An 11,955-nucleotide genomic window follows, 5' to 3' on the forward strand; every position below is an offset into this window, starting at 1 on the left:
CGCGTATCACAAGGCCTCCAATGCGTCTCTGAGCCGGCGCAACAGGGCGACGTCGGGGTCGTTCGTGACCTCGGGCAGCGTGATGCGTCCAGGCCCGGACGCCGGTGCGGAGCCTGCTGTGGCGGGGCGGACCGCTTCGACCAGCCCGGCGGCGGCGAGCCGGCGCAGGTCGACCAGGATGTGGAAGGCCGAGCGTCCCAGTTCCTGGGCGATGTCCGTGGCCGTGCGCTCGCCGTTCACCAGGGCCAGGACGCGGCGCTGGCGTGGCGGGACCGGCACGTCCACCGGGTGGGCCGTGGGGGAGAGCGGCGCGCTGTCGGTGAGCGCGTCCGGCCAGATACGGTCCAGGAGTTCGCGGCGCCGGAGCGTCTCGCGCTGCACGGCGTGCACGGGTACGGGGCGGACGGGGCCGATCCAGTGGGAGACGCCGTAGCGGAAGCGGGCGGGTGTGTGCGTGGGGGCCAGGGCGAAGAACGCCGCGTCGTACAGGGCGCCCAGATGGCAGAGCTCCAGCGCGCCGCCGGGGACCCGGCCGCTGTCCACGAGGTAGCGGCCGACCCGCTGTCTGGCGCCCGCCTGGGCGACCGCGTCCCACCAGCCCTCGGAGCGCAGGGCCCCGCCCGTGGTGAGCAGGACGTCGATCCCGGGGGTCGCGGGGCTCTCCGCGTGGACGACCTGGCCGTCGGCGAGGTAGAGGGTGCCGCGGTCGCGCATCAGCGCGCCGGTGGCGCGCTCCGCCTCGAGCCGCTGCAGCATCGGGGAGGGAGCGGCCCGTTCGGCTGTGCCGGGCCGGACGGTGGCGGTGGGTCTCATGCCAGGACCAGCCGCTCCGCTATCTCGCCGAGCCGGATGCGCGCCAGGGCGAGATTGCCCTCCGCGCGGTCCAGCCAGAGGTGGAGGAAGACGCTGCTGTCGAAGGCCGTCTCGACGAAACGGAGGATGTGGTAGCCGGGGGCGGTGGTGACGATGACGTCCTCGACGGCGGGGACGGGCGGCCCCGGTGAGCCGGTGGACGCCTCCGCCTGGGCGAAGACCGGCTGTTCGGCGGCCATCCTCGCCACCTCGGCCGTCTCGGCGGCCGTGGCCTCGTGGTCCCCGTTGGGCGACTCGCCGATGGTGCCGAGCGCGAGCCCGCTCGTCCAGTCGACCACCGAGGCGCCCCGGGCACCGGGCAGCCTCATGACTTCGATCAGGCACTCGTCGATCCCGGGCAACGCGAAATCCCTCCCGACGTGGCGTACGGATGTAATGGAGAGGCTACGCAACGTGTGTGTGCCCGGTGGGAGTTCTGGCATTTTCCACAGGTACATGCGGCGGGCCGTGTAAAGGGCTCCAGGTGGAAGCGCGACAGCCGGCCGGGACGGGTCCGGCCGGCTGTCCTTCCGTGGCGGGAACGGTCCGCCTCCGCCCGCCTCCGCCCGTCGTCAGGCCTTCTCGCGGGCCGGCATCACCGCCTTGTTGACCGCCCAGAGACCGATTCCGATCAGGAGGAGGATCCCGGCCCGGACGTAGACGTCGGCGGCCCGGTCGGCCAGCGGACTCGCCAGGATCAGGGAGGTGATCGCCCCCAGCACGGGCAGCGCCGTCGGCGTACGGAAGTGCCGGTGGTCCACGCGGTCCTTGCGCAGCACCAGCACGGAGATGTTGACGACGGCGAAGACGCAGAGGAGCAGGAAGGACGTGGTGTCGCCGAGGCCCTCGATCTCGCCGGTGGAGACGAGTCCGACGGCGAGCACGGTCACGAAGAGGATGCCGGCCCAGGGGGTGCGGCGTCCGGCGAGGACGCTGCCCATCGCGCGGGGCAGGATGCGTTCGTTGGCCATGCCGTAGCAGAGCCGTGAGGCCATCATGATGTTGATCAGGGCCGAGTTGGTGACCGCGAACAGCGCGATGAGGGCGAAGAGTTTCGGCGGGAAGTCGACGCCGCCCGCCTTCACCACTTCGAGGAGCGGGCCGCTGGACCCCTCCAGGGTGCGGGAGTCGACGAGCAGGGACGAGACCAGGGCGACCAGGACGTAGACGGTGCCGGTCACCGCGACGCCGATGAAGATGGCACGCGGGAACGTCCTGGCCGGATCGTGGGTCTCCTCGGCCATGTTCACCGAGTCCTCGAAGCCGACGAAGGCGAAGAAGCCGAGCGCGGTCGCGCCGAGGACGCCGGTGATCAGGGCGTATCCCGTGCCGCCCGTCTCCAGGTCGGTGAGCCGGGAGGGTTCGCCGTCGCCGGCGAACACGGCGTAGGCGCCGATCGAGAGGATCACGACGAGCCCGCTGAGCTCGACGAGCGTCAGGACGACGTTCGCCTTCACCGACTCCGAGACGCCCCGCAGGTTGATCGCCGCGAGCACGAGGATGAAGAGGATGGCGACGAGGGTGGGCGGCAGGGCGTCCGTGAACTCACCGAGGTAGTCGCCGCTGAAGGCCAGCGCCGCGGCGCTGGCGGAGGAGAGGCCCGAGCACATCACCAGGAAGGCGACCACGAAGGTCAGGAACGGGACCTTGAAGGCCTTCTGGGTGTAGAGCGCCGCGCCGGCCGCCTTGGGGTACTTCCCGACGAGCTCGACGTACGAGGCCGCCGTGAGCAGCGCGACCACGAAACCGATCAGGAACGGGAGCCAGAGCGCCCCGCCGACCTTGCCCGCGACCTTTCCGGTGGTGGCGTAGATGCCGGTGCCGAGGATGTCGCCGATGACGAACAGGATGAGGAGCTTGGGGCCGATGGCCCGCTTGAGGGCGGGCTCACCGGCTGGTGTCGTGGGCTGCGATGCGGGCACGGGGCCTCCCCGGGAGAGTGATGGGTTCAGGCCTGCCCGGGGGAGAAGGGGGTCTCACCTGTTGACTAGGAGTATTCAGGCGGACAGGATGTGAATAAGAGAGTCACATTCGCGAGGAGGCATCGCCATGTCAGGACCCCGCCCCGTACGGGCACCGCGCGGTACGGAACTGAGCGCCCTGGGATGGCAGCAGGAAGCCGCCCTCCGCATGCTGCAGAACAACCTCGACCCCGAGGTCGCCGAGCACCCCGACAAGCTCGTCGTCTACGGCGGCACGGGCAAGGCGGCCCGCGACTGGCGGTCCTTCGACGCCATGGTCCGTACGCTGCGGACGCTCAAGCAGGACGAGACGATGCTCGTCCAGTCCGGGCGGCCGGTCGGCGTCATGCAGACCCACGAATGGGCGCCGCGCGTCCTGATCGCCAACTCCAACCTGGTCGGCGACTGGGCCAACTGGGAGGAGTTCCGCCGTCTGGAGGCCCTCGGGCTCACCATGTACGGGCAGATGACCGCCGGGTCCTGGATCTACATCGGGACGCAGGGCATCCTCCAGGGCACCTACGAGACGTTCGCCGCGGTCGCCGCGAAGAAGTTCGGCGGCACCCTGGCCGGCACGATCACCCTCACCGCCGGTCTCGGCGGCATGGGCGGCGCCCAGCCCCTCGCGGTGACGATGAACGACGGCGTCGCGATCTGTGTCGACGTCGACCCGCGCGCCATCGAGCGCCGCATCGAGCACAAGTACCTGGACGTGAGGGCCGATTCCCTGGAGCACGCGCTCCAGCTGGCGGTGGAGGCGCGCGACGCCCGCCGTCCGCTCTCCATCGGCCTGCTCGGCAACGCGGCGGAGCTCCTTCCGCGCATGCTCGCCGAGGGTGCCCCCGTCGACATCGTGACCGACCAGACCTCGGCCCACGACCCGCTCGCGTACCTCCCCGCCGGCGTCGGCTTCGACGACATGGCCTCGTACGCGGCGAAGGACCCGGCGGGCTTCACCACCCGCGCGCGTGAGTCGATGGCCCAGCACGTCGAGGCCATGGTCGGCTTCATGGACGCGGGCGCTGAGGTCTTCGACTACGGCAACTCGATCCGGGGCGAGGCCCAGCTCGCCGGTTACGCGCGCGCGTTCGACTTCCCCGGCTTCGTGCCCGCCTACATCCGGCCGCTCTTCTGCGAGGGCAAGGGCCCCTTCCGCTGGGCCGCCCTCTCGGGCGAGGCCTCGGACATCCACAAGACCGACAAGGCGCTCCTGGACCTCTTCCCGGAGAACGAGTCGCTGCACCGCTGGATCAGGATGGCGGGCGAGCGGGTCCACTTCCAGGGCCTGCCCGCGCGCATCTGCTGGCTCGGTCAGGGCGAGCGCGACAAGGCGGGCGACATGTTCAACGACATGGTCGGCGACGGCACCCTCACCGCCCCGCTCGCGATCGGCCGCGACCACCTGGACTGCGGTTCGGTGGCCTCCCCCTACCGTGAGACGGAGGCCATGCTCGACGGCTCCGACGCGATCGCCGACTGGCCGCTCCTGAACGCCATGGTGAACGTCGCCTCCGGCGCCTCCTGGGTCTCCATCCACCACGGCGGCGGCGTCGGCATGGGCCGTTCCCTCCACGCCGGCCAGGTCTCGGTCGCCGACGGCACGAAGCTGGCCGGCGAGAAGATCCGCCGCGTCCTCACCAACGACCCGGGCATGGGCGTCATCCGGCACGTGGACGCGGGCTACGACATCGCGGAGTCGGTGGCGGACGAGCGCGGCGTGCGCATCCCGATGCGGGAGGAAGGCACCGCGTGAGCGACACCTTCCACGCCATGTGGCGCTCGCTGCGGCCCGTCGGCCGCAACGACGCCTCCGGCGGATACCGCCGCTACGCCTGGACCGGCGCCGACGCCGAGTGCCGCCTGTGGTTCCAGGCGCAGGCCGAGGCGCGCGGCCTCGATCACGAGACCGACCGCAACGGCAACCAGTGGGCCTGGCTCGGCGACCCGCTCGCCGGGAACGCCGTGGTCACCGGGTCCCACCTCGACTCCGTGCCCGACGGCGGCGCCTTCGACGGCCCCCTGGGTGTGGTGTCCGCCTTCGCCGCCCTGGACGAACTGCGCCGCAGGAAAGCGGTCTTCACCAGGCCCTTCGCCATCACCAACTTCGGTGACGAGGAGGGGGCCCGCTTCGGGCTGGCCTGCGTCGGCTCCCGGCTCGCCGCCGGACAGCTGACCGTCGAGCAGGCGCACCGGCTCCGCGACGGGGACGGCGTCTCGCTCCCGCAGGCGATGGAGGCCGCGGGGCACGATCCCGACGCCATCGGGCCCGACGCCGAGCGGCTCGCCCGCATCGGCGCGTTCGTCGAGCTCCATGTGGAGCAGGGGCGCGCCCTCGACCTGAGCGGGGACCCGGTCGGGATCGCCTCGGCCATCTGGCCGCACGGCCGCTGGCGGTTCGACTTCCGGGGCGAGGCCAACCACGCCGGCACGACACGCCTCGCCGACCGCCGCGACCCGATGCTCCCGTACGCCGAGACCGTGCTCGCGGCCCGGCGCGAGGCCGAGCTCGCCGGAGGTCTCGCGACCTTCGGCAAGATCGCCGTCGAGCCGAACGGGGTCAACGCGATCCCCTCCCTCGTGCGGGGCTGGCTCGACTCACGCGCCGCCGACCAGGCCACTCTCGACGCCGTCGTGAGCGGCGTCGAGCGGGCCGCGCGGGAGCACGCCGAGCGGGCCGGGATCGATCTCGACGTCGTACGCGAGTCGTTCACGCCGGTGGTGGACTTCCAGCACGCGCTCCGGGACGAGATCGGCCGGGTGCTGGCGAAGCGCGGCCCGGACGGTGGTGGCCGCACCGTGCCCGTGCTCGGTACGGGGGCGGGACACGACGCGGGTATTTTGTCCGCTTCCGTGCCGACCGCCATGCTGTTCGTACGGAACCCGACCGGGATCTCGCACTCACCCGCCGAACACGCCGCCGAGGACGACTGCGTGGCCGGGGTGAGGGCACTCGCCGACGTACTGGAAGGTCTCGCGTGCATCTGACAACGCAACCGACGGGCACACCGGTCACCGCGACGTACTGGATGTCGCACGCCTGGCTCGGGACCCATGTCGAGCCGGGCGTCCTCCTGGACGTGGCCGGCGGACGCATCGCCGGCGTCCGGACGGGCATCGACGCACCGCCTCCCGGCGCCGTCGTGCTCGACGGGCTGACCGTCCCGGGACTGGCCAACACCCACTCGCACGCCTTCCACCGCGCGCTGCGCTCCACCGTCCAGGTGGGGTCCGGCACCTTCTGGACCTGGCGCGAGCTGATGTACCGGACGGCCTCCCGGCTCACCCCCGACACCTACTACGACCTGGCCCGTGCCACGTACGCCGAGATGGCGCTGGCCGGGATCACCGCGGTGGGCGAATTCCACTATGTGCACCACGCGCCCGGAGGCACGCCCTACGACGATCCGAACGCCATGGGCGAGGCGCTCATCGCGGCGGCGGCCGAGGCCGGGATCCGCATCACCCTGCTCGACACCGCCTATCTGGCCGCAGGCTTCGGCGAGAAGCCGAGCCGGCACCAGCTGCGCTTCTCCGACACCACCGCCGACGCCTGGGCCGAGCGTGCCTCCCTCCTCAAGGGCGACGACGACATGGTGGTGATCGGCGCCGCGATCCACTCGGTGCGCGCCGTCCCGGCCGGGCAGCTGTCCACCGTCGCGCAGTGGGCGCGGGAGCGGACGGTCCCGCTCCATGTCCACCTCTCCGAGCAGACCGCGGAGAACGACGCCTGCCTCGCCGCCCACCGCCGCACCCCCGCCCAGCTCCTCGCCGACCACGGGGTCCTCGGCCCGCACACCACCGGCATCCACAACACGCACCTCACGGCCGAGGACATCGACCTCCTGGGCTCCTCCCGGACGGGCACCTGCATGTGCCCCACGACCGAACGCGACCTCGCCGACGGCATCGGCCCGGCCACCGCGCTCCAGGGCGCCGGCTCCCCCCTCTCGCTGGGCAGTGACAGCCACGCCGTGATCGACCTCTTCGAGGAGGCACGGGCGATGGAGCTCAACGAACGCCTGCGCACCCATGTCCGGGGCCACTGGACGGCGGCAGCACTGCTCAGGGCGGCTTCCGCCGAGGGCCACGCCGCGCTCGGCCGCCCGGACGCGGGCGTGCTCGAACCGGGCGCGCCCGCCGACCTCGCCACCGTCGCGCTGGACTCCGTCAGAACAGCGGGGCCGGTGCCCCGGCTGGCAGCCGAAGCAGCCGTATTCGCCGCGACCGCAGCCGATGTGCGGCACACCGTCGTGGCGGGCCGGCACATCGTCCGGGACGGCAGGCACACCCGGGTCGACGATGTGCCAGGAGCGCTCGCCTCGGCCGTCGCCGCCCTGTACGCCTGAGCGCGCGGCCGAGCCCCGCCCCGTGAACCCGGGCCGCAAGCAGGCCCGAGCCGAGAGAAAGCTGTGCACCGATGACGACGACCGCCATCACCCACATCGCGAACCTGGTCACCAACGACCCCTCCCTCGGTGACGGGACCCCCCTGGGACTGATCCAGGACGCGGCCGTCGTCATCGACGGCGACCGCATCGTCTGGACCGGTGAATCCAGCAAAGCACCCGCCACCGACAACGCCGTCGACGCGGGCGGCCGCGCCGTGATCCCCGGGTTCGTCGACTCCCACTCCCACCTGGTGTTCGCCGGCGACCGCACCGCCGAGTTCAACGCCCGTATGTCCGGCCGCCCCTACTCCGCCGGGGGCATCCGCACGACCGTGGCCGCCACGCGCGCCGCCTCCGACGAGGAGCTCTCCGCCAACGTCGCGCGCCACCTCGCGGAGGCGCTCCGGCAGGGCACCACCACCTTCGAGACCAAGTCCGGCTACGGCCTCACCGTCGAGGACGAGGCACGCGCCCTGCGCGTCGCCGCCCGCCACACCGACGAGGTCACCTTCCTCGGCGCCCACATCGTCTCCCCGGACTACGCCGACGACCCCGACGGTTACGTCGGCCTCGTCACCGGCCCGATGCTGGACGCCTGCGCGCCGTACGCCCGTTGGATCGACGTCTTCTGCGAGCGAGGCGCCTTCGACGAGGACCAGGCGCGCACGGTCCTCACCGCGGGGAAGGCCAGGGGCCTCCACCCCCGCGTCCACGCCAACCAGCTCGGTCACGGCCCAGGGGTCCGGCTCGCCGTCGAGCTGGACGCGGCGTCCGCCGACCACTGCACCCACCTCGACGACGCCGACCTCGACGCGCTCGGCCAGGGCTCCACCGTCGCCACCCTGCTCCCCGGCGCCGAGTTCTCCACCCGGGCGGCCTGGCCGGACGCCCGCCGCATCCTCGGGGCGGGCGCCACCGTCGCCCTGTCCACGGACTGCAACCCGGGCTCCTCGTTCACCTCCTCCATGCCGTTCTGCATCGCCCTCGCCGTACGGGACATGGGCATGACCCCGGACGAAGCGGTCTGGTCCGCCACCGCCGGAGGCGCCGCCGCCCTGCGCCGCACCGACATCGGCCGCATCACCCCCGGCGCACGGGCCGACCTCCTGATGCTGGACGCTCCGAGCCACGTCCACCTTGCCTACCGGCCGGGGGTCCCGCTGGTGAGCGCGGTGTGGCGGCAGGGGAAGCGGGTCGTGTGACACCCCCGCCCGGGGCGCACCCGATATTCCCGGTCGGTCACAGGATGTCGCGGCTGTCTACCGCCGGGTGACCGCGCCCGGTACCGTTCTGGGCAGCGTGGCTCAGGGGGTAGGACCGGGGGGTCTTGTGGGCAGCAGGCGCATACGTGTGGTCAGGCCCGGAGATCTGGGCGCGGGGGACATCGAGCGCTGGCGGGAGCTGCGGGCCAGGTCCGGCGCTCCGGCCCAACCGTTCATGGAGCCGGAATTCGCCCTCGCCGTCGGCCGGGTCCGGCCGCACGCGCGGGTGGCGCTGATCAGCGAGGAATCCGAGGATCCGGGCAGCGAGGAATCCGGAGGCCCGATCGGCGGGCGATCCGGAGGCCCGACCAGCGGGCAATCCGCGGGACCGGCCGGTTTCCTCCCCTTCGAGCGGGGACGGTTCGGCCACGGCCGGGCCATCGGCTTCGGGGTCTCCGACGTCCAGGGCGCCGTGCTGCGCCCCGGCCTTCCGCTGGACGCGGGGGAGCTGCTGCGGGCCTGCGGGCTCTCCGCGTGGGAGTTCGACAACCTCGAGGAGGGCCAGGGCCTCTTCGAGCCGGACGCCGCCCGCTCGTACGCCTCGTACGTGATCGATGTCGGTGACGGGTACGAGAGCTACGAGCAGGTCCTGCGGGCCCGGTCGCCGAAGTTCCTCAGGACCACCCTGGCCAAGGAGCGCAAGCTCGGCCGCGACGCCGGGGAGGTGCGGTTCGTCCTCGACGAGCGGGACCCCGCGGTGCTGCGGACCCTGATGGAGTGGAAGTCCGCCCAGTACCGCAGGACCGGACGCCGCGACCGCTTCGCGAAGAGGTGGATCCGCGACCTGGTGGAGTTCCTCTTCCACACCCGGGCGCCCGGGTGTTCGGGCCTGCTCTCCGTCCTGTACGCGGGTGACCGGCCCGTGGCCGCCCACTTCGGGCTGCGCTCGCGCACCGTGCTCTCCTGCTGGTTCCCGGCGTACGACCCCCGGTTCGCGAAGTTCTCCCCGGGCCTGATCCTGCATCTGCGGATGGCGCGGGCCGCGGCGGACGACGGCATCGGGATGCTCGACATGGGGCGCGGCGCGGCCGAGTACAAGGACGCCCTGAAGACCGGCGAGCTCACGGTGTACGAGGGCGCCTCGGTCCGGCCGGGACTGGGCGCGGCCCTCCGGTGGGCCGGCCGTGAACCCACCCGCCGCGCGCACGGCTTCGTACGGAACCGGCCACGGCTGGCCGGCCTGGCGCAGCGCAGTCTCGAACGGGCCGGCCGGTTGCGCGAACCGAAACGTCCATAGCGTCACGACCCGGGGGGACCGGATGCCGTACGGACACGCACAGGCAGCGAGCACGGAGCGGTTACCCGGCATCGGCCGGCTCGCCGGCATCGGCCGGCTCGCCGGCATGGCCGTCGCCGAGCTGGAGCTCGACGCGGCCGACGGCACGGGCGCCCGGATAGGGCCCGCGCCCGGCGGCCCGCCCCTGGGTCCGCCGGCCGGTGAGGAGCAGCGGATCTTCGCCCTCGTACGGCTGCGCGGGCGCCCCGTCGGCACGGTCGTCGGGCGCGTCAGGGCCGGCGACGACCCGGCCTCGGTCCTCGCCGAGCAGGCGAGGGACGAGATCGACGTCCCCGACGCAGCGGGGCGGCCTCCGGCCGGGGAGGCGCCCAGGGCCACGGTCGTCGTCGCGACCCGGGAGCGCCCCGCGCAGCTCGCCCGCGCCCTCGACTCGCTGCTCGCCCAGGACCACCCGGACTTCGAGATCGTGGTCGTGGACAACGCCCCGGCCACCGGCGCCACCCGCGACCTCGTCACCTCCGGCTACGCGGGCCGGGGCGTGCGCTACGCGCGGGAGCCGGTCCCCGGGCTGGCCGCCGCGCACAACAGGGGCGTCGCCGTCGCCGGGTCCGAGGTGCTGGCCTTCACCGACGACGACGTCGTCGCCGACCCGCACTGGCTCACCGCTCTCACCCGGCCGTTCGGCGAGGATCCCGGGCCGGCCTGCGTCACGGGCCTGATCCTGCCGGCCAGGCTGACGACCCCGGCGCAGATCCTGCTGGAGAGCCACGGCGGATTCGCCAAAGGGTTCACCGCGCGCCGCTACGACCCCGCGCGTCCGCCCGCCGACGAGCCGCTCTTCCCGTTCACCGCGGGGCGCTTCGGCTCCGGCGCCAACATGGCGTTCCGACGCGAGGCGTTGAAGGCCGTCGGCGGTTTCGACCCCGCCACCGGGACCGGCACCGCGGCCAAGGGGGGCGACGACCTCTACGCGTTCGTACGGCTCCTCGCCGAGGGGCACCCGCTGCACTACACGCCCGAAGCGATCGTCTGGCACCACCACCGGGAGCGCTGGGAGGACCTCTGCGGGCAGGCGTACGGCTACGGCGCAGGCCTGACCGCCTGCCTCACCGCGCTGCTGGTCCGCAGGCCCGCCCTGCTGCCGTCCCTCCTGGCCCGGCTGCCGCGCGGCCTCGCCCGCGCCCGCACGATGACGGCGCCCCGTGTCACCGACGCGGCGCCGGGCGGCGTTCCCGGCGCGCACGGTGCGTACACCTACCCGTGGCCCCGACATCTGTCCCGGCTGGAGCGCAGAGGGCTGCTGTACGGCCCCCTCGGATACGTACGCGCGCGGTTCGCCGTCCGTGGCGGATCACGTCCCTGGGAGACGAGATGAGGGCGCGCGGACCCGGGCGGGACGCCCCTTCCCGTATTCCCGTGCTGCTGTACCACGCGGTGATGGACGACCCCCCGGCGTGGATCGCGGAATTCACGGTCCCGCCGAAGGAGTTCGCCGCCCAGCTGGACGCGATCGGCGCCTGTGGGCGCACACCGGTCCCGGTCGGCGCGCTCGTCGCCCATCTCGCGGGGCGTGAGCCGCTGCCGGACCGGCCGGTCGTCCTCACCTTCGACGACGGTTTCGCGGACCTGCCGGGGCCGACCGCCGAGGCGCTCGCCGGACGGTCGATGCCGGCCACCGTGTATCTCACGACGGGCGCGCTGACGCGGTCCGGCGGGGGCAGCCTGCTGCCGCCCGCGCCGATGATGAGCCTGGCCCAGGCGCCCCTGCTGGAGCAGTACGGTATGGAGGTGGGCGGGCACACCGTGACCCACGCCCAGCTGGACACCCTGCCCGCCGAGGCCCTGCGCTCAGAACTCGTCGACTCCAGGAAGGCGCTGGAGGACGTCCTGGGCCATGAGGTGACCCATCTCGCCTATCCGCACGGTTACAACAGCGTGCGCGTGCGCCGTGCCGCCCGCGCCGCCGGTTACGAGAGCGCGGTCGCCGTCCGGCACGCGCTGAGCTCCGGCCGGGACGAGCCGTACCGGATCGCGCGGCTGATCCTGCGGCGGAGCCACACCGTGCGGGACGTCGAGCGCTGGATGGCCGGCGAGGGCGCGCGCGTGGCGCCGTTCCGCGACTCCCTGCCGACCGTGGGCTGGCGGTGGTACCGGCGGGGCCGGGCCGCCGTGCGGGGGCCCGAGTTCGCCGGGTGACCCGAGGAGTGCCCTGAGGGGTGGCCGGAAAAGGACGAGAGCGCCACAAAGCCGAAGCT

10 protein-coding genes are annotated in these 11,955 nt (G+C 73.1%); 7 read left to right on the plus strand and 3 right to left on the minus strand.

Annotated features, from left to right (window positions below):
• Positions 1-6 precede the first annotated feature (6 nt).
• The 3 genes from ACZ32T_RS27895 to ACZ32T_RS27905 form a co-directional block, all read right to left on the minus strand.
• Positions 7-813: a helix-turn-helix domain-containing protein gene (locus tag ACZ32T_RS27895; protein WP_467273356.1), complete on the minus strand. Its 807-nt coding sequence runs from the start codon at positions 811-813 to the stop codon at positions 7-9.
• On the minus strand, positions 810-1,214 hold the full coding sequence (locus ACZ32T_RS27900; protein WP_467273357.1) for a hypothetical protein: 405 nt from the start codon (positions 1,212-1,214) through the stop codon (positions 810-812). Before ACZ32T_RS27900 ends, ACZ32T_RS27895 begins: the two co-directional genes overlap by 4 nt.
• A gap of 210 nt (positions 1,215-1,424) precedes the next feature.
• Positions 1,425-2,774 (minus strand): APC family permease, encoded by a 1,350-nt coding sequence (locus tag ACZ32T_RS27905; RefSeq protein WP_467273358.1) that lies wholly within the window; start codon positions 2,772-2,774, stop codon positions 1,425-1,427.
• A 127-nt stretch (positions 2,775-2,901) separates the two neighbouring features.
• Here ACZ32T_RS27905 and hutU point away from each other — a divergent pair, with 127 nt between their 5' ends.
• From hutU to ACZ32T_RS27940, 7 genes are all read left to right on the plus strand, one after another.
• On the plus strand, positions 2,902-4,566 hold the full coding sequence (gene hutU / locus ACZ32T_RS27910) for a urocanate hydratase (protein ID WP_467369629.1): 1,665 nt from the start codon (positions 2,902-2,904) through the stop codon (positions 4,564-4,566).
• A 17-nt stretch (positions 4,567-4,583) separates the two neighbouring features.
• On the plus strand, positions 4,584-5,798 hold the full coding sequence (locus tag ACZ32T_RS27915; RefSeq protein WP_467369688.1) for an allantoate amidohydrolase: 1,215 nt from the start codon (positions 4,584-4,586) through the stop codon (positions 5,796-5,798).
• Positions 5,789-7,159 carry a formimidoylglutamate deiminase gene (locus ACZ32T_RS27920; RefSeq protein WP_467273360.1) on the plus strand — a complete coding sequence of 457 codons (1,371 nt, stop codon included), beginning with the start codon at positions 5,789-5,791 and terminating at the stop codon, positions 7,157-7,159. The genes ACZ32T_RS27915 and ACZ32T_RS27920 overlap by 10 nt, the downstream gene beginning before the upstream one ends.
• Positions 7,160-7,230: 71 nt before the next feature.
• The gene (hutI, locus tag ACZ32T_RS27925; protein ID WP_467369630.1) at positions 7,231-8,403 is read left to right on the plus strand and encodes an imidazolonepropionase; all 1,173 of its coding nucleotides are present in this window, start codon (positions 7,231-7,233) and stop codon (positions 8,401-8,403) included.
• A gap of 148 nt (positions 8,404-8,551) precedes the next feature.
• Complete coding sequence (locus ACZ32T_RS27930; protein WP_467369632.1) at positions 8,552-9,700, plus strand: GNAT family N-acetyltransferase; 1,149 nt, start codon at positions 8,552-8,554, stop codon at positions 9,698-9,700.
• 106 nt (positions 9,701-9,806) lie between these two features.
• Positions 9,807-11,075: a glycosyltransferase family 2 protein gene (locus ACZ32T_RS27935; RefSeq protein ID WP_467369690.1), complete on the plus strand. Its 1,269-nt coding sequence runs from the start codon at positions 9,807-9,809 to the stop codon at positions 11,073-11,075.
• A 41-nt stretch (positions 11,076-11,116) separates the two neighbouring features.
• The gene (locus tag ACZ32T_RS27940; protein ID WP_467369634.1) at positions 11,117-11,896 is read left to right on the plus strand and encodes a polysaccharide deacetylase family protein; all 780 of its coding nucleotides are present in this window, start codon (positions 11,117-11,119) and stop codon (positions 11,894-11,896) included.
• Positions 11,897-11,955: the final 59 nt, after the last annotated feature.

The sequence above is a fragment of the Streptomyces sp. NPDC023573 genome, assembly GCF_055559735.1.